Here is a 19,181-nt window from a genome sequence, read left to right on the forward strand (position 1 = left end):
GTTATTAAGCTTGAGCTTCGTTCTCTCTTTCAAGAGTTTTATTAGCTGCAATAACGAATGGAGTATAAACAACTGTTGCTGCTAATAAGCATAATAAACCTATTGCTAATGCTACATAGTTTCCGCCTGTTCCTAAGAATGCTATTAATGGTCCTGGAGTAGTCCAAGGAACTTGATAAGCAATCGGTGGTATAATTCCAGCTTGAATAGCTGCATAACCAATTAGTACATTTATAACTGGTGCTAATACGAATGGTATTACTAATAATGGATTTAATACAACTGGTAAACCAAATATGATTGGTTCGTTGATGTTGAATAATCCTGGTGCAACAGAAAGTTTGATAATATCTTTGTAATCTTCTCTCTTAGAGAAAATGAATACTGCTATTATTAATCCTAAAGTACATCCTGATCCACCGTAGTTAGCAAATGCATCGTTAACTGCCCATGTTGCATGATATGGTGCACCCCAAGCTGTTCCATGTTCGTTAACCCATTTTAAGTTTGCTTGGCCTGCTTCTGCAAATAATGGTTCTCTGATTGCTGCAACAGTATTTGGTCCATGAATACCTAAAATCCATAAGAAGTTAGATACTATTGAGAATGCTAATATTGAACCAACGTTATTACTTAAAGCTGTTAATGGTTGTTGTAAAACTTTATAAATTAATGCGTTAATTCCATCTGGATATGCTCTAGTAATTACATAGTTAATTACTGAGAATCCCATAGTAACAATCATTATTGGAATTAATATTGCGAAAGCTCTTGATACTGCTGGTGGTACTTCTGGTGGTAAAGTTATCTTTAACTTATCTGTCATAGAAAGTCTAGTTACAAATTCACCAACTAAAAGACCTACTACTAAAGCAACGAATAATCCTTGTGGTCCTAGGTATTGAGTTTTAAGATATCCAACACCTTCGATGTTTACAGTGTTTGGATAAAGTATAAAGTATACTGATACTGAAGTTAAACCTGCTAATAAATCATCACCCTTCATATTTAAAGCAAGGTTTCTACCTATAAGGAAAACTACCATAACTGCAAGAATATTAGTAGAACCATTTAATACTGGTGCTAATACAGCTTGAGATGCTGATAAGTTAGGAAAAATATCCCCTAAATGAAGTATTTTAGCTATAAATCCGTCTGGTGCTAATATAGCATTATTAATTAATACTATCATTGAACCTGCCATTGTTATTGGAAATGTTAAAATAAATGCGTCACGTATTGCAACTACGTGTCTTTGAGCATTAAGTTTAGTAGCAATTGGAACTAATAATCTTTCCATTACTGCTTCTAGTTTATTCAAATTAATCCCCTCCATCAGTTTTTGATTAAATTAATTTTTACCCAAATTAATTTTTACCCATTTTTTAATCTTTTAAGATTTAATTTTTAGATTTTTGTTAATGCATTTTCTAAAACAGCTTTTCCATTCATTGTTCCATATAATCTCATGTCGATTACTTCAACAGGAATTCTTCCCTTAACTAAAGCATCAACTTGAGGTTTTTGGAAACGAACTTGTGGTCCAAGAAGAACCATATCAACTTGATCTACAAGTTTGCTAGCTTCTGAAACTGGCAATGCTGTTATCTCTATTTCCACCCCCTTTTCTTTTGCAGCGTCTAACATTTTATTAACTAGTAGACTTGTGGACATACCTGCTGCGCATACAAGTAAAATCTTTTTCATATAAAGGACCCCTTTCAAATATGTTAATTATAATTGCTGCCCATTTGATTTGATAACATTACTGTACCATTCAAAACTCTTTTTCTTAATTCTTCTTAATTCCTTTTCATCATTTTCATCTCTATCAACATACACAAAACCATAACGTTTTTGATATCCGTTAAGCCAGCTTAATAGATCTGTAAATGACCAAGTACAGTAACCAATTAGTTCAACGCCATCTGTAATGGCACCTTGGCAAGCTTCAATATGCTTTTTTAAGTATTCTATTCTATAGTCATCGTTTATTACATCGTTTTCTTCTAATTTATCAAATTCACCTAATCCATTTTCTGTTATTAGCATAGGTAATTTGTATCTATTAGAGATTCTTCTCATTCCTACTCTTAACCCTTGAGGATCTATTTCCCAATCCCAATTGGTTGCTTCAAGGAATTCATTTCTCTTTGTCTTAAATGCCCCTGGTATTCCACTATCTGCTGTAGTTCCTTTTTTACCTGAGTTGTTCATTTGAACATCTCCAACTCCATCTAGTGGATTTACTTCTACTGTAGTTGTTCTATAGTAGTTTATTCCCATAAAGTCTGGTTTTCCAGCTTTAAGTATTTCTATATCACCTGGTTCAATAGTTGGTGCTACACCTTCTTTTTCTAGAAGTTTCCACGCTATCTTAGGGTATTCCCCCCAAACATATACATCTAGCCACCAATAATTTGTAAGTTCTTCAGCATTTTCTGCTGCTAATACATCTTCTGGTTTTGGACTATGTGGATAAATTGGTGAAAAAGCAAAACTTGGACCAATTTTACCATCTGGAACGTATTTTCTAAATGAAGCTATTGCTTTAGCACTAGCTAAACTAGCATTATGATTGGCCTGATACATTCTTTTTCTATCCCTAACCTTTGGTGGGTGTAATTCTCTTTCATATCCATGAGTTATAAATACATTTTGTTCATTTAGTGTTACCCAGTATTTAACTCTGTCTCCAAATCTTTTATATAATGTTATACAATATTCATTGAAGTCATCAATTATTCTTCTTGACTCCCAGCCACCATATTGATCTTGTAACCCTTGTGGTACATCCCAATGATATATTGTAATTATTGGTTCTATTTTATGAGCTATTAATTCATTAATTAAGTTATCATAAAACTCTAAACCCTTTTCATTAACTTGTCCATTTCCTTCTGGATAGATACGACTCCAAGCGATTGAAAACCTATACGCTTTCAGGCCCATTTCAGCCATTAAAGCCACATCTTCTTTGTATCTGTGATAATGATCAACAGCTACATCTCCATTTGTGTTTTTATAAGTTGTTCCGGGAATTCTAACGTATTTGTCCCAAACTGATGGGCCTTTACCATCTTCATTCCATGCTCCTTCTACTTGATAAGCTGCGGATGCCGATCCCCATAGGAAACCTTGTTGAAATTCATCAAGCTTTCTGTATATCATGCTATATCGCCTCCCCTCATAAACTATAGTATTCGTTTCCATAAACTCTGTAAATAGTTTCGGGGCACTAAAAAACGTATATTGCTTCTTGTAACTTGTTACGTAAAAAAAACAAGCTGTTTTTATTCTTTTAGAATTCTATTTCTTCTCATTTTGAGCTAAGTTAAATACTCGCTTTGCCAAGGTTTCAATAATATACATTACTGGCAATTGTGTAGTTATATCATAATATTTATAAGTTTGATATTGTGCATAATAAGTTATTGTTACATCAGACATTTGAGCTAGGGTTGAGTTCTTACTATTTGTAATACTTATAATCTTCCAATTGTTGCTTTTTAGCCTTGACGCATGACTAATTATAGTTGGAGTTTCTCCTGAAACTGATAATACTATAGCCAAGCTTTTCTCCTTTACTTCTCCTGTTACAGGATAAAATGGATCTGATATAGAAGATGATAATTTATTTAATGAGGAAAAGTAATGAGCTCCATAAGCTGCTATACCACCTGAATTTCCTATGCCAATAAATAGCACTTCTGCCGAATCATGTATTATGCTACACGCTTTATTCATAAGTTCATCAAAGTCCTTTGATGATGCTCTATTTAAAAATTCCAAAAAAACGGTTTTATCGTCGTTTAAGATTTGTTTTTCTTGTTCTTCTAAAAACATTTTTAATTTAACTTTAAATTCAGAAAATCCATTACAATCCATTTTTTTGCAAAATCTTAATATTGTAGTGGTGGATACATGTACCTCCTTTGCTAAATCCCTTATTCTCATATATATTACTTTTTCAGAATTTTTAACTACATAATTATATAGCAAAAACTCTAATTCATTTAAACTTTGTATTTCTTCTGGACTAAACATATCGTTTCACTCTCCACTTCTACTTAGAAAAATGTCTTCATATATCAATTTTAACATATATTATATTTAATCCACAAATATTTGTTTTTTTTGTTTTTTTATATAACAAAAAAAAGACCTCGAATTTAATTTCGAGATCTTTTTGGTGCACCATCACGGGTTCGAACCGGGGACACCCTGATTAAGAGTCAGGTGCTCTACCAACTGAGCTAATGGTGCATATTATGGAGCGGGTGATGAGAATCGAACTCACGTAACTAGCTTGGAAGGCTAGGGCTCTACCATTGAGCTACACCCGCATTTTGAACACAAGAATCATTATATAATATACATTATGACTTGTCAACATCTATACAAAATTAATATGTAGATTAAATAAAAGTTACTTGGCTGGGGTAGTAGGATTCGAACCTACGAATAACGGAGTCAGAGTCCGTTGCCTTACCGCTTGGCGATACCCCAAAAATCAGTGCGTCTCTTACTTATTAAAGAAGTATTAGACGCACTTACAAATCTCATTATATTAATTGTGGTTTATATTGTCAATACTATTGGCTATTGCTATTATAAAATTTCTGTAAGCTTTCTTGAAAGTATATTTTTCAATTTCTTTTCACATTCTGAGTCTTTTGAAGCCATTAAGCATATCTTCCTAAACCCTTCTTGATCTACACCTAACTCCTTCTCAAACTTTTCCCCTATGCTTGTCATATTTGTGGTATCGATTACAAAATCGGCCAACTCTTTAGGATTCGAGAAAATTTTCAAGTACAAAAACTCTGTATTATCTCCTAACCAGGTCTTATTAAAATCTCTAGTAAATTTCTTTAACTCTGTAAGAATTTCTTCATTGGAAAGGTCCCAGCACTTTTTCACCATGGACAAATGTCTTTTCATATTGCTCGCTTCTGTTTTTGATATTTTGTTATTTTTAATAGCTAGCGTTATTATCTCCTCAGTGTACCTATTAGATATATCTATTGAAGGCTTATCATTTCCTTTTCCACAAAATGCCCATTTATAAAAAGCCTCTTGTAAAAAGGAATATTCAATATAACCTACCAAAAACTTAATTGAAGGTATTGGCATCCATAGATTTTCTATACCAGTGTTTTTGCAAAATATCAAACTATGAAGATATACTGTCTTATTTGTGATTGGCTCTTCTAAGAACATGCGCCCCCTAAGTGTTTTACTTCGTGTTATTTGTTCTTTCCAGTAATCACTTGAATTGTAAGCTTGCCTCATCATACCACCCTCTTCTTACATTTATTTACATCTTAATTATACAGTATTTTTTACCTTATATCAAGTTAATCTTAAATTTTCCTTCAATAAATTGGATTCCTCATATAATTGAACTTTTATAATTATTATCATATAATAATATTATAAAATACATTATTTTAAGGAGGAATAACATTATTGTATTATTGTGAGATTTGTGGTAAAAAAGCTGATATTCATCACATTATTCACAGAAGTCAAGGCGGACTAGATTTCCCGCTAAATTATAAATATCTATGTCAAGAACATCATCGCGGCAAGAATGGACCTCATAAATGTCCCGAAATAGATTTAAAATATAAGTTAGAACTCCAAAGTAAATTATTAACTTTACTTCATAAAAGATATTATACTACTCAGGAGCTTTACTCTATATTAAATATAACTAATAACTCACTTAAAAGATTAACTAAAAAAATGAAACTCTATAAAGAAGGTTATCAAAAAGATGATATAATTTTTTGTTTAATGGGTGATTACTTTTACACTTATGAGATGTTAGAAGATTTAAAATTAGAACATTTAGTATTAAAACTATCATGGTAATTATAATAGTAATTAATCTGTAAATATAATTTAAATATAAAAAAAAGAACAGCTTAAATGCTGTTCTTTTTTTGGAGCGGAAGACGGGATTCGAACCCGCAACTTTCACCTTGGCAAGGTGACACTCTACCATTGAGTCACTTCCGCATATATTTGGTGCAGGTGAAGGGAGTCGAACCCCCACGCCGTAGGCGCTAGATCCTAAGTCTAGTGCGTCTGCCAATTCCGCCACACCTGCATCACATATAATATTATACAACTATTTTATATAAAATCAATATATTTTTCACTTTATAGCAACATTAATAATATTTTACATCAAAATAAAAGAGGGGCACGTACGCCCCTCTTCTATTCAACTAAAATAAAGTTATCTTAACTCTATTATTCAATACTTTTCTTTTGTATCTCTAAAACTTTATATGCAAATACATATATTTTTCATTTGTTTATTATTTTATAATCTTTAGTTTGCTTTTACTTTTGTATTTCATTTTATTTATCTTTCGCCTATTATTATTTTACATTTTTCTCTTTAAATCGTCAATTATTATTGTGTTTTTTATGTGATTTTTATTCTTTTTTTATGTTTTGATATATTTACTTAATATTTCGCCAAAAATCTTTTCTTTTTATTGCTAATTTTTTTCTAAAAAAATTAATTTTTGTTCATCAATTTAGGTATTAAATAATATATTATATATGGTAAAAATTTAACAGGAGGTAAAAATGAATTTAGACGAACTATTATTAGCTGAAGCAAAACTAGCATTAAAGGAAGTAAAGAAAAATTATACATTTTTCTCAACAATAAATTTACTTGAACAAATTACCGGTACACCTTTTTCTCCTACTTCCTCAGCTAGCAATGTAGGTTTTTCTGGTTTTTTAAGCATTTATCAAAAAGAACTTGGAATTAAGTATTGGGATACTCAGTTATCTGTTATCGATGAAAAAGATATCTATAATCCTATTTGGACCATAGATAATTAAGATTTCAACATGTATAATTAAAATAACTAGTAATTTACAAGCTTTATATTACTAGTTATTTTAATTCAATTGATTTAACTCCACTTCTCTCCTCTATCTTTTTCATGTATCTATAATCATCTTGAGATGTTATGTTATAAAGAATATTCTTACTACTCCATTTCTCACCATCTTTAAACACAATTACAAACCTGTGACCATCCCAAGCGAATTTTTCAATTATATATGCTATATCATCATACTCATAATTCTTCTGTATTAATGTATTGTATTCATTTAACTGTATTCTATCACTTCCAAATTCCGAAAAATAAGAAAATCCAAATAGAACGTATATGAAAAATATGCAAATTAAAAATCTACATACTATTTTATATACAACATTTTTATATATGTTTTTCAAAATCATACTCTTTATGGATAGACAGCCTTTACGAGCAAAAATATAAATTACCAACTCTTCATAATCTTCTAATAAAATAGCTTTAAAGATTTTTTTAGCTAAAATAACAGACAAAGGTACAGAAACTACAATAGCTGGCAAAATCCAATATTCTATCCTTATACTATAAATAATATCCGCTGATGAAAATAACTTACTGCTAACCATTTTAAAACTGATAAATACTATAAAGCTATTTATTACTATTAACACTATCATAAGAATTTTAAATATAAGATACCCATTCTTATACTTTTCCTCTAATTCTTCATAACTATAGTTTTTTTTAAACTCTGGCAATTCTAATAAAACTGTACGCCTATAATACACAAGAAGAGCAAAGAATAATGCTGATATCGTTATCGCCATTAACCATCTTAAAAAGAGCATTTAGTATCCTCCAAGCATTCTATGTTCTATTATATGAGTACTTAGACAAAAGAGTACATTTTTATAATTTCTAAAATTGTTTTACGTCTCCCTTCTATTGACATATATAATTTTTATAATTATAATGATAAAAAACAATTAATTAACACGTTGAAGAGAAGAGTAAGCTTTATAATATTTTCAGAGAGAAAATACAATTGGTGTGAGTATTTTTAAATTGACTTTAGCTGAAGACCACCTCTGAGTGACTCTAATAAAGTCCGTAAGATCACGTTACGATTATTCTAAAGTGGCTATTTTTTTAGCAATTTGGGTGGAACCACGGGAATTATACTCTCGTCCCTTTTATTTATTTAGGGATGGGAGTTTTTTTATTTTTATACAAATTTTGAAAGGAGATCTTATTATGGTTAAGATTACACTAAAAGATGGATCCTTAAAAGAATTTCAAGAGGGTCTTTCAGTTTACGAAATTGCAAAATCTATCAGTGAAGGTTTAGCAAGAGTTGCATGTTGTGGAATCGTCAATGGAAATGTTGTTGACCTACGTCATGAAATTAATTCAGATTGCGAGCTTTCTATTTGCACATTTGATTCTCAAGAAGGAAAGGCTGCTTTCAGACACACAACATCACATATATTAGCACAAGCAGTTAAAAGATTATATCCTAATGTTAAACTTGCTATTGGTCCTTCAATTGAAAATGGATTCTATTATGATTTTGATAAAGAAAATAATTTTTCTCAAGATGATTTAGATAAAATTGAAAAAGAAATGAGCAAAATAGCAAAAGAAGATTTGCAAATAGAGAGATTCGAACTTCCTAGAGCAGAAGCTTTAAAATTAATGGAAGAGAAAAATGAACCATATAAGGTAGAATTAATAAATGATCTACCAGAAGATTCTATAATTTCTTTCTATAAGCAAGGTGAATTTATAGATTTATGTGCAGGTCCTCATTTAATGTCTACTAAGACAATAAAGGCAATAAAAATCCTTAGATCTGCTGGCGCTTACTGGAGAGGTGATGAAAAAAATAAGATGCTTTCTAGAGTATATGGAACATCTTTCACTAAAAAGTCTGATTTAGATGCTCACCTTGAAGCACTTGAAGAAGCTAAGAGAAGGGACCATAATAAACTCGGCAGAGAACTTGGATTATTCACTACTAATGAGAGAGTTGGTCAAGGACTTCCACTATTAATGCCTAAAGGAGCTAAAATTGTTCAAATTCTTCAAAGATGGATTGAAGATGAAGAAGAAAAAAGAGGTTATGTATTAACAAAAACTCCACTTATGGCTAAAAGCGACCTTTATAGAGTTTCAGGACACTGGGATCATTATAAAGATGGTATGTTTGTTCTTGGAGATGAAGAAAAGGATGATGAAGTCTTCGCTTTAAGACCAATGACTTGTCCTTTCCAATATACTATCTATAATGCTGAACAGCATAGCTATAGAGATCTTCCTATTAGATATGCCGAAACTTCTACTCTATTTAGAAATGAAGCTTCTGGTGAAATGCACGGTTTAATAAGAGTAAGACAATTCACTTTAGCTGATGGTCACTTAGTAGTTAGACCTGATCAATTAGAAGAAGAATTTAAAGGTGTTGTAGATTTAATAAAATATGTTATGACTACTTTAGGTATCCAAGATGATATCACTTATAGATTTTCTAAGTGGGATCCAAACAACAAAGAAAAATATATTGATAATCCAACTGCCTGGGAAGAAACTCAAAATATAATGAGAGAGATTCTTAATCATCTTCAAATAGACTACACTGAGGCTGATGATGAAGCTGCTTTCTATGGACCAAAGCTTGATATTCAATTCAAAAACGTTCATGGTAAAGAAGACACTATCATAACTGTTCAAATTGATTTTGCTCTTGCAGAAAGATTTGGAATGACTTATGTAGATAAAGATGGTAACAAAAAACTTCCATTTATAATTCACAGAAGTTCAATAGGTTGTTATGAAAGAACTTTAGCTATGTTAATAGAAAAATATGCTGGCGCTCTACCAACTTGGTTATCTCCAGTTCAAGCTAAGATACTTCCTATTTCTGATAAATATAACGATTATGCTGATGAAGTTGCTAAAAACTTAAGAGATAAAGGTATAAGAGTTGAGGCTGATTATAGAGCTGAAAAAATAGGTTATAAAATAAGAGAAGCTAGACTTGAAAGAGTTCCATATATCCTAATCGTTGGAGAAAAAGAAGAAGCTAATAAAGAAGTTTCTGTTAGAAGTAGAAAAAATGGAGAAGAGGGAGCTATTTCTTTAGAAGAATTCAAGGCTAGAATAATTAAAGAAGTAGATGAAAAGAGTATTTAATTCAATTATAAGAAAAGAAGAGACATGTGTCTCTTCTTTTTTTCTATGATACTTTGGGAAGTCTAGTATATGAATTTATTTTTCCTTCTTTAATTAATGTATTTAATAGCTTAATAATTTCTACTTCACTTTCTATTTCTAAGTAAAATGCGATTTCATCTTTTCTTTCACCAACTAATTGAGCTTTATTAAACTTCTCCCTAACAGCCTTTATGGCACTTCTCTTATCATTAGTTTTCATTCTTATAAGTAGTGAAGATTTGTCATAAGTCGTTTCCTTTATAATCACTTCTTCCTCATATTTAGTAGGGAGTTCCCCTCTTCCCTTTATTATATCTAAAATATCACTATATACAGCTGACGCAGTAGGTAACATTCCTGCACCTTTTCCAGTAAAGCTTACATCCCCAACTGCATCACCATGAAAAATAACTCCATTTACTTCATCATTTATTTGTGAGAATAAACTATCACCATCAATTAGTGCAGGTTCTACTGATGCGTATACTTCATTTCTAACTTTTTTACTTACTGCAATTAACTTTATCTGATATCCAAGTTCCTTAGCATATATAAAGTCCTGTCTTTCTAATTCAGTTATACCTTTGGTATTTATATCTTTCCAAGATATCTTTTTCTTGTAGGCTAAGGTTGATAATATTGCTAATTTTCTAGCTGCATCATATCCCATAACATCTGACTCTGGATTAGCTTCTGCAAATCCTTGTTTTTGAGCCTCTCTTAATGCTTTACTATAGCATAGATTTTCTCTGCTCATTTTAGTTAATATAAAATTTGTAGTTCCATTTAATATACCTGTTATGCTTTTTATTTCATTTCCTTCCAAAGATTCAAGCAAAGGCTTAAGTAATGGGATACCTCCGCCTACTGAAGCTTCGAATTTTAGATTTACATCTTTTCTTCTTGCAATGTCAATTAGCTTTCCCCCATACTCAGCTATTAAATCCTTATTTGCAGTTACAACATTTCGCCCTAAGCTTAAAGCTCTTTTTACAAATTCATATGCTGGATTTATTCCACCCATCACCTCAACAACTATATCAGTTTCTTTGCTAAAAAATTCTTCTGTATCTGTTGTTAGAATCTCACTAAATTTTTTATTTTCATGCTTCTCAAGGTTTCTTACCAAAATAGATACTACTTCTATATTCTCTAATTTATCTTTATTCTTTTCTAATAATTCAATTAATCCTGTTCCTACCACTCCATATCCTAATAAAGATATCCTAACCATTATAATATAGCCCCTCCGTACAATTACTTATATAAAATGTTCATTTTTATAGAAATTATAGTGAATTTAAAGCCTGCTCGAAATCTCTTATTAAATCCTCAGTGTCTTCAATACCAACAGAGATTCTTAATAGATCTGGGCTTACTCCACTTGCCTTTTGCTCCTCCTCTGAAAGCTGAGCATGAGTTGTACTTGCAGGGTGTAAAATATAAGTTCTTGCATCTCCTAAATTAACAACTAGTGTTGCAATTTCTAAATTTTTGATAAGCTTCTTCCCTTCTTCTAATCCTCCTTTAATACCAAATGTAAGTACTCCACTCGCTCCACCCTTAAGGTACTTTTGAGCTCTTTCATATTGGGAGTTTCCCTCTAAGTATGGATAGTTAACCCAAGCAACTTTCGGATGAGCTCCTAAAAATTCTGCTAACTTTAGCGCATTTAAGGAATGTCTTTCCATTCTTAGATGTAGAGTTTCTAGTCCTAAATTAGTTAAAAATGCATTGAATGGACTAGGTGCTGCCCCTAAATCTCTTAATAAAGTCACTCTTGCCTTAACTGCATATGCAGCCTTTCCAAAAGCTTCAATATATTTTATTCCATGATAACTTGAATCAGGTTCTGTGAATTCTGGAAACTTTCCATTTGCCCAATCAAAATTTCCTCCATCTACTATAATTCCCCCAACTGCAACAGCATGACCATCTGAATATTTAGTTGTAGAGTGAACAACTACATTAGCTCCAAATTCAAAAGGATTGCACAAATATGGTGATGGTACTGTATTATCTACAATTAATGGTACCCCTATTTTTTTAGCTACTCTAGAAAACTTATCTAAATCTAATATATTCAAACCTGGATTTCCTATTATTTCTCCATATATAGCTTTTGTATTCTCTTTTGCTAAGGCTAGTATTTCCTCTTCACTTGCTTCAGGATCTACAAATGTGACTTCAATACCGAATTTTCTTAAGTTAATATTGAATAAATTAAATGTTCCCCCATAAAGAGCTGATGTTGATATAATATGGTCTCCTGCTTTGGCTATATTGGCTATTGCATAAAATATAGCTGCTTGGCCCGATGAGGTTGCTACTGCTGCAACTCCTCCTTGTAGTGCCGCATACTTTTCTTCATAGGCAGCTATAGTTGGATTACTTATTCTAGTATAAAGATGTCCTTCAGCTTCTAACCCAAATAATTTTGCAACATGATCAGGATCTCCTTGTTGATAGCTAGTACTTTGAAATATTGGTAAAACTCTTGGTTCACCTGGATTCGGCTTATACCCTCCTTGTACTGCAATTGTTCCCAAACTAAAATTTTTACTCATTAAAAAAAGCCCCCTTTTTATTATCAGGTGGCCTCTTACCAAACATAAACAACTATCATCGTTACTGCTGCTTATCTTATAATAAAAAAGCTATTTCTACTATAAGATAAGTAGAAATAGCTAATAGAGCATAGTTAAATACGCAAAATTACTCTTTCTCTTATCTATCAGGAAAAACAGAAATCAACTAAAAAATTTCTGTACCTGCAGGATTTAGCACAATTCTAACTTAATGAATGTTAGCTGTTGCTAGGTTTCATAGGGCCAGTCCCTCCACCATTCTTGATAAAAGACCATCGATTATTTAATTAATTATATTATAATGGTAAAAAAATAAAATGCAACTATTTTTTTGAAAAATATTGCATTTCTATATTAAATATTTATAGAGTTTTACAATCAATTATTTCATTCTCTGTAATAATATAATTCACCTTAATATCAAAGCTTTCTTGTGGTAATTCTTCTAAGACTTGAAGTGAAAATGCAAGTACTACTTTAGGAATCTTTGGATTAGCTTTTTCTAAAAACTTATCATAATATCCTCCACCATAGCCTACCCTTTCTCCACTTCTTGTAAATGCTACCCCTGGCATTATTATTAAATCTAACTCTTCATCAAGTTCCTCATTAGATTCAGGTTCTAATATTCCCCAAAATCCAGGTTTTAGTTCACCTATAGATTTTATTCTAATTACTTTCATTTCTTTATTTTTATTATCGATCTTAGGAACATAAACTCTTTTATTTTTTTCTAAAGCATCCTTGATTAAATTCATTGTATCAACTTCGTTTCCAAAACCCACAAAAATAAAAACACTGTTTGATAAATTATATAAATTAAAATTCACTAAAAATTCTTTAATTTTAATGTCGTATATTTTTTTTGTGTCTGCATCAAGTAAATCTCTTTTTTTAATTATATTTTCTCTAATTAGTTTTTTCTCCATAATTCAATCCTCATCTTTATGCTATTACATGTTTAATTAGTCCTTTTCAACTATTTCTAGTATTTCTTTTTTAGATATGTTACTATTCACTTTTCTTTTAATTTTAGTTGGCTTATCAGTTAATATATAAATTTCATCTCCAAGTTCTAAGCATTCATCTATGTCATGAGTTACAAAAATCACAGTCTTTTTTTCTTCATTTTGGATGGTTTTAAAATCTCTTATAAGTTTATTTTTATTCTTAACATCTAGGGCTTTAAATGGCTCATCCATAATAATTATTTCTCCACCATATGATAGTGCCCTTGCTAGACTAACTCTTTGTTTCATTCCCCCACTTAACTCTTTAGGATAGAAATTTAAATATTTATCTATGCCCATCATGGAAGTATACTTATAAATTAATTCTTTTCGCTCTTCTATTTTATACTTCTTTTTAAGAACAATTTCTATATTATCCTTAGTTTTAAGCCAAGGTATTAATCTATCCTCTTGAAAAACGAAACTCATTTCCTTTTCATCAAAGCCAGCTACATTTCCCTGGTAATCCTTATCTATCCCAGAAATCATATTTAACAACGTACTTTTTCCACAGCCAGATGGTCCTAATATACATGTAATCTTTCCTTCTTGAAACTTCATAGAAATATCATCTAAGACTCGTAAATTGCCAAATTCTTTTATTACGTTTTCCAAATAAAAATCAACCATTAATCAAAAGTCCTCCATCTTTTAGTCATTAGTTTAATTATAGATTCTATAAATAAAACAAAAACAACTAAAATTACTATCCAACTAAAAACACCTGCAGTATTTAACTGCATTTTTTCCATTTGAATACTTGTCCCAACTCCATAGTTAGGTTGTCCTAGCACTTCCCCACCTATAACCATTTTTAAACATAATCCTATCACGGATGAAAGTACCCCAAAAACGCTTTTAGCCATACTTGGAATATAAATATATCTAATACTATCTGTTATTCCTACCTTGTACACCTTTGTCATAGAAATTACGCTCTTATCTATATCAACAATTCCTTGAATAACTGCTTCATAAATAACTGGAAATACAACGATTGAAGCAAGTAAAATAGGTGCCTTTTCGTTTGTAAGCCAAATTAGAGCAAGTACAATTATTGCCATAGTAGGGACAGTCTCTAAAAGTGCCATGGTAGGCTGTAATATCTCAAGTATTTTCTTATTTAAAGCTGCAATTATTCCTACAATCGAAGCAAAAATTAAAGAAATTACAAATCCCAATATGCACCTTTGTAATGTTGCCATTAATGTATAAATAAATGACTTATCACTAACTATAATCTCTAATGAATCTAGAGTTTCCCTTGGAGAAGGTAATATAATTGGATTGCTTAATATATTGCTAACAATCCACCATACTAATATTAGTAACGCAGTTCCAATTAGCATATATTTTTTATTCTTTATAATATGCATTATCATCTGGTATTTTTTCTCCTATTGTCTTTGGTGCATTTTCCATTAGCACCTTAAAATAAATATCATAATCTTTCTTTAAAGTCTCTACATCTGCAAATTTAATATTTGCTCTTTTTAATGCTTGAGATAAGTCTTCCTTCTTAACACCGATTCCTAGTTCCTCAACATAATCTCCTAATTCCTTTGGATTAGTATTAACCCACTCACAGCTTTCTTTATATAAATCAATAAATTTATCAACTGAAGTTTTATTATCCTTTGCTACTTGATTTTTTACTATTAAGGAACTTTGAGGATACCCATTTTCTGAGGAATTTAATTTTTTCCACTCTTCATTTAAATCAAGCAATATTTTAGTGTCTGATTTTTTCTTTAATATTGTTGTGAGCATTGGTTCTGGTACTACAGCTGTTTTAACTTTTCCTGTTAAAAAATTTGGAGCAAGTTCTGTAGAACCGTTAAGATAATTAAATTTAACATCACTATCTGCATTGAGTCCTTTTTCCTTCAAGATATACCTTAATACTATATCTGGAGTAAGCCCTTTACCTATTGTTGTTAATTCCTTGCCTCTTAAGTCTGAAATATTATTAATATTTTCATCTGTAATTGCAAAGAATGACCCCCAGGTTCCACCTGCTGCAATTTTATAGCCCAGCTTTTTGTTATAAGCCTGGGCTGCCAAATTAGATGGTACTATCGCAATATCCGCATCTTCAGATAATATTTTTGAAGTTAAACTATCTGTTGTTTTTTCTATAGTAAATTGAATATTAACATTTTTATCAAGAGTCTTTGTTTCCTTTAAAAGCTTACTCATAGATAAAGCTGGAATTCCATCTGGAACTACCACCTTTAAAGTGACTTGCTCTTTATTTGTCTTATCCTTTTTTCCACAAGCTACAAAAGTTGTTGTAGCAACTAATACACTTAATGCAATAAAAATAGCTTTTTTCATCCTGTGTCCTCCTAAAAATAAAAAAGATAATCCTAATTTATATAAAGTTGTAATTTTTATATCAAGTTCATTATATCATACTTTTATGAAATATACTGGTAATTAAGTAACTTGTACACAGAGAATCTTTACTTTACCATATTGATTTAATTATTATAAATTAAAAGAGCATTCTCACTTTTTGAGATGCTCTTCTAAATCTACGCTTATGATTCTTTATATGTATTTATTGTATCTTGAGCTTTAGTTAAAGCTCCATCAACTGCATTAAATGTATCTTGTATTTTTGTTCTATTCTCTGGTTTTTCTACGCTTTGTAATGCATCTTGTAAACAAGTTCTAGCATTTTGTAAGTCTTTTAAAGAAGATTGAATGTGTTCTTTTGCATTTTTCATTTTTTATCCCTCCGTTAAAATATAATTATGTTGTAAATACAATATTATTATTCTCAAACAAAGGTTAATAATACTATGCAATAATTAGTTATTATTATATAAAATGAAGGTGTGAAATTTCTTCACACCTTATACAGCACTACTATTTACCTGCTAATTTTCCATTGGAATTTCTTACCCTTTTAATAAAGTATATAGCAGCTTTTATTACTCCTATTGCTATTAGTAATATTCCTATTCCTGCTGCAACAGATAAAGATTCTTTATTCATCTCTTTTCCACCGTAGTATACAATAATTCCTAAACATATCCATAGAAGAGCTGGCGCTTTAGTTTTTGATTTATCAGCTTTCTCTTCTTTTATTACTTCTGAATTAGCACGTTCTTTCTTGGTTCTATTTTTTTTACCCATGTTTTACCCCCATCTAATAGACATAATCTTCATCAAGATTATTATATCATAGCAAATTAGAAGTAAATACGAGTTTTAAAAATTATTTTTTTAGAATAAGACTATAGTCTTTTAAACATTGATTTATCCCCTCAATAGTAGTTGAAAAAACTAATCCATGTTCTTTTGCTTTGCTTGTATCTAATCTAACGTCCCTTGGTGCATCTTTATACTTTTCTACCTCTTCTACTAATACTTCATCTATTCTATTTTCTAAACCCATTTCCTTTAGTATATGCTTAACTACTTCATATCTGCTTAGATTGTTTTCACTTCCCAAATGGTAAGTACCATAAGGAATCTTAAATAACTTATTAACATTTTCTAGCATTTCATCAACATAAGTCATACCTCTGAATTCTCTTGTGGAAGCATATATTTTTTCACCCTTTAATAAGCTTGTTACTGTTTCCCAAATTATATTAGAAGCCATATTTCTTTTTTTATCTGGCATTCCCATAAGCCAAGTAAACCTTACAACCCATAATTCATCTAAAATTTCTTTCAGTAATTCTTCAGCTTCAAGCTTATTTTGTCCATATACAGTATCAGGAATTGCCTTGTGCTCTTCATTATATGGACCCTCTTCCGGATTTCCATTAAATACTTGCTCTGAACTTATAAATACTAATTTTGCCCCAACTTCTTTACATGCCTTTCCTACATTTATAGCTCCTTCAACATTTATCTTATGAGCTTTTTCAGGATGTTTATTGCAAAAATCTGTAACTGCAATAGCTGCAGCATGTATTACATAACTTGGTCTTTCTTTTTTAAATAATTCAAATACCTTCTTTTCATCTGTTATATCTAATTCCTCTATATCTGGAGATAAAATATTGTATTGATCTTTAAACCTTTCAGCAAATCTACTTGCAAAGAATCCTGTTCCTCCAGTTAATAAAATCTTTTCCATTGTATCCCTCCATTTATTATCATTTATTATTGTTTGTTATTGTTTAATATTATTTTATTACGAATTTTCTTTTTTTTCAATACTATTTTGAAAATAAAAATAGGTTTTAGATAAAATTATCTTTATCTAAAACCTACTCAATTACTCATACTTATTTTATTTTTTTCTTATAAGTTCTGCCTTTCTAAGATATTCTTCCTCCGATATTTCACCTTTAGCTAATCTTTCCTTAAGTATATTAAGAGAACTCTCCTCTGTATCTTTTATAAAATTATTCTTATTAAGCACTCTAATAACAAAATAAATAGCCAATGCAATAAGTATCAAACATATTATCATGAAAATCCATCCCATATGGAATCCACCCATTATAATTCTTCCATCATATCGCCCCATTATTTTCACCGTCCTTTATATTTATTGTTTATATAATTATAATAAACCGATATGAAAATATTATGAATTATTATCTTATAAGTACTCCCTTATTTTATACTATTTAATATAAATTTATCGATAACTTGTGCAACTCCATGTTCATCATTTGATACTGTTACAAAATTAGCTTGTTCTTTTAGCTCATCTATAGCATTTCCCATTGCTACTCCTAACCCTGCAGCTTTTATCATTCCTAAATCATTTAAATTATCTCCTATTGCAATAATTTCTTTAGGATTGACACCAAGCTTTTCTCCTAATTGTTCTAGTGCTGACCCCTTGTCCACACTTTTATGCACAAATTCTAAATTGTTTTTATATGATGAGGTGATGCTTATATCTTCTATTTTACCAATCTTATCCTTAATTATAGCTAGTTTTTCTGCACTAGAAGACTTTACTTCCATTTTGCATACCTTCAAGTTATTAACTTTTATGTAGTCTATTATATCTTCTACAATAAGACTATTACCATAAGTATGTTTTTTCATATCTTCTACTATTTTAGCTATTTCCTCCTTATCACTAGAATATTCCTCTGCTAGATTTATAAATTCTTTTTCGTGATTCCCTAGAGGTTTACATAATGTTTCATTACTAGTATATATTTGGTATAATATGTCTTCCTCTTCATAAATTTTTATTGCTTCATATACACTGTCATTATCAATATAATTTTCACTGATTATATCAAATTCTTCATTATATATCTGAGCTCCATTTAATGCTACCGCATAGCAATTAAAATTATGTTCTTGCACGAATGGCTTGATAAGCTTGTAAGGTCTTCCTGAAACTATTCCAAACAAAACACCTTTTTCTTGTGCACGTTTTACTGCCTTTATGTTTTCTTCTGATAATTCATGTTCTGAATTAAGAAAAGTTCCATCCATATCTGTTAATATTAATTTATACATCTCAAATCTCCTCTTCACCAACTAAGTATATGACAATTATAAATTAAAATTACTTTTTT

The 19,181-nt window shown here is 30.5% G+C and carries 20 protein-coding genes, 5 tRNA genes, 1 riboswitch and 1 other annotated feature; of the genes, 3 read left to right on the forward strand and 22 right to left on the reverse strand.

The genetic code is table 11. The features are described from left to right. Window positions 1-4: 4 nt before the first annotated feature. From JK634_RS16640 to JK634_RS16675, 8 genes are all read right to left on the reverse strand, one after another. Window positions 5-1,321: a PTS sugar transporter subunit IIC gene (locus JK634_RS16640; protein WP_243425638.1), complete on the reverse strand. Its 1,317-nt coding sequence runs from the start codon at window positions 1,319-1,321 to the stop codon at window positions 5-7. Between the two features lie 86 nt (window positions 1,322-1,407). Continuing rightward, a complete protein-coding gene (locus JK634_RS16645) occupies window positions 1,408-1,707 on the reverse strand; it encodes a PTS sugar transporter subunit IIB (protein ID WP_202768855.1) in 300 nt (99 codons plus the stop codon). Between the two features lie 27 nt (window positions 1,708-1,734). Further along, a complete protein-coding gene (locus tag JK634_RS16650) occupies window positions 1,735-3,171 on the reverse strand; it encodes a glycoside hydrolase family 1 protein (RefSeq protein ID WP_202768856.1) in 1,437 nt (478 codons plus the stop codon). 138 nt (window positions 3,172-3,309) lie between these two features. Continuing rightward, the gene (locus JK634_RS16655) at window positions 3,310-4,047 is read right to left on the reverse strand and encodes a MurR/RpiR family transcriptional regulator (protein WP_202768857.1); all 738 of its coding nucleotides are present in this window, start codon (window positions 4,045-4,047) and stop codon (window positions 3,310-3,312) included. Between the two features lie 143 nt (window positions 4,048-4,190). Next, window positions 4,191-4,266, reverse strand: a tRNA-Lys gene (locus tag JK634_RS16660). 6 nt (window positions 4,267-4,272) lie between these two features. After that, window positions 4,273-4,346, reverse strand: a tRNA-Gly gene (locus tag JK634_RS16665). An 88-nt stretch (window positions 4,347-4,434) separates the two neighbouring features. Next, window positions 4,435-4,509: transfer RNA gene (locus JK634_RS16670), tRNA-Gln, on the reverse strand. Window positions 4,510-4,611: 102 nt separating this feature from the next. Then, window positions 4,612-5,298: a hypothetical protein gene (locus JK634_RS16675; protein WP_202768858.1), complete on the reverse strand. Its 687-nt coding sequence runs from the start codon at window positions 5,296-5,298 to the stop codon at window positions 4,612-4,614. A 174-nt stretch (window positions 5,299-5,472) separates the two neighbouring features. Between JK634_RS16675 and JK634_RS16680 the strand changes: the two genes are divergently transcribed. After that, window positions 5,473-5,880, forward strand: coding sequence for an HNH endonuclease (locus JK634_RS16680; protein WP_202768859.1), 408 nt, complete (start codon window positions 5,473-5,475; stop codon window positions 5,878-5,880). A gap of 72 nt (window positions 5,881-5,952) precedes the next feature. On the opposite strand, the gene JK634_RS16685 is transcribed toward JK634_RS16680, so the two are convergent. Both JK634_RS16685 and JK634_RS16690 read right to left on the reverse strand, forming a co-directional pair. Further along, a tRNA-Gly gene (locus JK634_RS16685) sits at window positions 5,953-6,027 on the reverse strand. Window positions 6,028-6,034: 7 nt separating this feature from the next. Further along, window positions 6,035-6,118: transfer RNA gene (locus JK634_RS16690), tRNA-Leu, on the reverse strand. A gap of 491 nt (window positions 6,119-6,609) precedes the next feature. Between JK634_RS16690 and JK634_RS16695 the strand changes: the two genes are divergently transcribed. Continuing rightward, a complete protein-coding gene (locus tag JK634_RS16695; RefSeq protein WP_202768860.1) occupies window positions 6,610-6,873 on the forward strand; it encodes a hypothetical protein in 264 nt (87 codons plus the stop codon). A gap of 55 nt (window positions 6,874-6,928) precedes the next feature. On the opposite strand, the gene JK634_RS16700 is transcribed toward JK634_RS16695, so the two are convergent. Beyond that, the gene (locus JK634_RS16700) at window positions 6,929-7,705 is read right to left on the reverse strand and encodes a hypothetical protein (RefSeq protein WP_202768861.1); all 777 of its coding nucleotides are present in this window, start codon (window positions 7,703-7,705) and stop codon (window positions 6,929-6,931) included. A 141-nt stretch (window positions 7,706-7,846) separates the two neighbouring features. Continuing rightward, window positions 7,847-8,052 (forward strand) — a binding site (T-box leader). Between the two features lie 59 nt (window positions 8,053-8,111). On the opposite strand from JK634_RS16700, the gene thrS reads away from it, so the two are divergent. Then, complete coding sequence (gene thrS, locus JK634_RS16705) at window positions 8,112-10,049, forward strand: threonine--tRNA ligase (RefSeq protein WP_202768862.1); 1,938 nt, start codon at window positions 8,112-8,114, stop codon at window positions 10,047-10,049. Window positions 10,050-10,092: 43 nt separating this feature from the next. On the opposite strand, the gene JK634_RS16710 is transcribed toward thrS, so the two are convergent. The 11 genes from JK634_RS16710 to JK634_RS16760 all read right to left on the reverse strand — a co-directional run bounded on the left by JK634_RS16710 (window position 10,093) and on the right by JK634_RS16760 (window position 19,122). Then, entirely contained in the window at window positions 10,093-11,304 is a 1,212-nt protein-coding gene (locus JK634_RS16710) for a homoserine dehydrogenase (RefSeq protein WP_202768863.1), read from the reverse strand. A gap of 55 nt (window positions 11,305-11,359) precedes the next feature. Next, window positions 11,360-12,637, reverse strand: a complete 1,278-nt coding sequence (locus JK634_RS16715; protein WP_202768864.1) for an O-acetylhomoserine aminocarboxypropyltransferase/cysteine synthase family protein — start codon at window positions 12,635-12,637, stop codon at window positions 11,360-11,362. A 157-nt stretch (window positions 12,638-12,794) separates the two neighbouring features. Next, window positions 12,795-12,929: riboswitch (SAM riboswitch) on the reverse strand. Window positions 12,930-13,020: 91 nt separating this feature from the next. After that, window positions 13,021-13,587, reverse strand: a complete 567-nt coding sequence (locus JK634_RS16720) for a 5-formyltetrahydrofolate cyclo-ligase (RefSeq protein ID WP_202768865.1) — start codon at window positions 13,585-13,587, stop codon at window positions 13,021-13,023. A 36-nt stretch (window positions 13,588-13,623) separates the two neighbouring features. Then, the gene (locus tag JK634_RS16725) at window positions 13,624-14,298 is read right to left on the reverse strand and encodes an ABC transporter ATP-binding protein (protein WP_202768866.1); all 675 of its coding nucleotides are present in this window, start codon (window positions 14,296-14,298) and stop codon (window positions 13,624-13,626) included. Beyond that, window positions 14,298-15,050 carry an ABC transporter permease gene (locus JK634_RS16730; protein ID WP_202768867.1) on the reverse strand — a complete coding sequence of 251 codons (753 nt, stop codon included), beginning with the start codon at window positions 15,048-15,050 and terminating at the stop codon, window positions 14,298-14,300. The genes JK634_RS16725 and JK634_RS16730 overlap by 1 nt, the downstream gene beginning before the upstream one ends. After that, a complete protein-coding gene (locus JK634_RS16735; RefSeq protein ID WP_202768868.1) occupies window positions 15,025-16,005 on the reverse strand; it encodes an ABC transporter substrate-binding protein in 981 nt (326 codons plus the stop codon). Before JK634_RS16735 ends, JK634_RS16730 begins: the two co-directional genes overlap by 26 nt. Window positions 16,006-16,211: 206 nt before the next feature. Beyond that, on the reverse strand, window positions 16,212-16,400 hold the full coding sequence (locus JK634_RS16740) for an EscE/YscE/SsaE family type III secretion system needle protein co-chaperone (protein WP_202768869.1): 189 nt from the start codon (window positions 16,398-16,400) through the stop codon (window positions 16,212-16,214). A 142-nt stretch (window positions 16,401-16,542) separates the two neighbouring features. Next, window positions 16,543-16,812 (reverse strand): hypothetical protein, encoded by a 270-nt coding sequence (locus JK634_RS16745; RefSeq protein WP_202768870.1) that lies wholly within the window; start codon window positions 16,810-16,812, stop codon window positions 16,543-16,545. 82 nt (window positions 16,813-16,894) lie between these two features. Next, on the reverse strand, window positions 16,895-17,767 hold the full coding sequence (locus JK634_RS16750; RefSeq protein WP_202768871.1) for an SDR family oxidoreductase: 873 nt from the start codon (window positions 17,765-17,767) through the stop codon (window positions 16,895-16,897). A gap of 156 nt (window positions 17,768-17,923) precedes the next feature. Next, entirely contained in the window at window positions 17,924-18,163 is a 240-nt protein-coding gene (locus JK634_RS16755; protein ID WP_202768872.1) for an SHOCT domain-containing protein, read from the reverse strand. An 89-nt stretch (window positions 18,164-18,252) separates the two neighbouring features. Beyond that, complete coding sequence (locus JK634_RS16760; RefSeq protein ID WP_202768873.1) at window positions 18,253-19,122, reverse strand: Cof-type HAD-IIB family hydrolase; 870 nt, start codon at window positions 19,120-19,122, stop codon at window positions 18,253-18,255. Between the last annotated feature and the right edge of the window lie 59 nt (window positions 19,123-19,181).

Origin of the sequence: Clostridium paridis (assembly GCF_016765615.1) — a bacterium.
GTDB lineage: Bacteria > Bacillota > Clostridia > Clostridiales > Clostridiaceae > Clostridium_T > Clostridium_T paridis.

What these genes read in the sequence shown, in the direction of transcription:
- JK634_RS16715 (WP_202768864.1), bottom strand. Translation starts at nt 12,637, where the DNA reads ATGAGTAAAAATTTTAGTTTGGGAACAATTGCAGTACAAGGAGGGTAT.
- JK634_RS16725 (WP_202768866.1), bottom strand. Translation starts at nt 14,298, where the DNA reads ATGGTTGATTTTTATTTGGAAAACGTAATAAAAGAATTTGGCAATTTA.
- JK634_RS16645 (WP_202768855.1), bottom strand. Translation starts at nt 1,707, where the DNA reads ATGAAAAAGATTTTACTTGTATGCGCAGCAGGTATGTCCACAAGTCTA.
- JK634_RS16745 (WP_202768870.1), bottom strand. Translation starts at nt 16,812, where the DNA reads ATGGGTAAAAAAAATAGAACCAAGAAAGAACGTGCTAATTCAGAAGTA.
- JK634_RS16650 (WP_202768856.1), bottom strand. Translation starts at nt 3,171, where the DNA reads ATGATATACAGAAAGCTTGATGAATTTCAACAAGGTTTCCTATGGGGA.
- JK634_RS16675 (WP_202768858.1), bottom strand. Translation starts at nt 5,298, where the DNA reads ATGATGAGGCAAGCTTACAATTCAAGTGATTACTGGAAAGAACAAATA.
- JK634_RS16760 (WP_202768873.1), bottom strand. Translation starts at nt 19,122, where the DNA reads ATGTATAAATTAATATTAACAGATATGGATGGAACTTTTCTTAATTCA.
- JK634_RS16755 (WP_202768872.1), bottom strand. Translation starts at nt 18,163, where the DNA reads ATGGGGCGATATGATGGAAGAATTATAATGGGTGGATTCCATATGGGA.
- JK634_RS16655 (WP_202768857.1), bottom strand. Translation starts at nt 4,047, where the DNA reads ATGTTTAGTCCAGAAGAAATACAAAGTTTAAATGAATTAGAGTTTTTG.
- JK634_RS16720 (WP_202768865.1), bottom strand. Translation starts at nt 13,587, where the DNA reads ATGGAGAAAAAACTAATTAGAGAAAATATAATTAAAAAAAGAGATTTA.
- JK634_RS16710 (WP_202768863.1), bottom strand. Translation starts at nt 11,304, where the DNA reads ATGGTTAGGATATCTTTATTAGGATATGGAGTGGTAGGAACAGGATTA.
- thrS (WP_202768862.1), top strand. Translation starts at nt 8,112, where the DNA reads ATGGTTAAGATTACACTAAAAGATGGATCCTTAAAAGAATTTCAAGAG.
- JK634_RS16735 (WP_202768868.1), bottom strand. Translation starts at nt 16,005, where the DNA reads ATGAAAAAAGCTATTTTTATTGCATTAAGTGTATTAGTTGCTACAACA.
- JK634_RS16750 (WP_202768871.1), bottom strand. Translation starts at nt 17,767, where the DNA reads ATGGAAAAGATTTTATTAACTGGAGGAACAGGATTCTTTGCAAGTAGA.
- JK634_RS16700 (WP_202768861.1), bottom strand. Translation starts at nt 7,705, where the DNA reads ATGCTCTTTTTAAGATGGTTAATGGCGATAACGATATCAGCATTATTC.
- JK634_RS16740 (WP_202768869.1), bottom strand. Translation starts at nt 16,400, where the DNA reads ATGAAAAATGCAAAAGAACACATTCAATCTTCTTTAAAAGACTTACAA.
- JK634_RS16730 (WP_202768867.1), bottom strand. Translation starts at nt 15,050, where the DNA reads ATGATAATGCATATTATAAAGAATAAAAAATATATGCTAATTGGAACT.
- JK634_RS16695 (WP_202768860.1), top strand. Translation starts at nt 6,610, where the DNA reads ATGAATTTAGACGAACTATTATTAGCTGAAGCAAAACTAGCATTAAAG.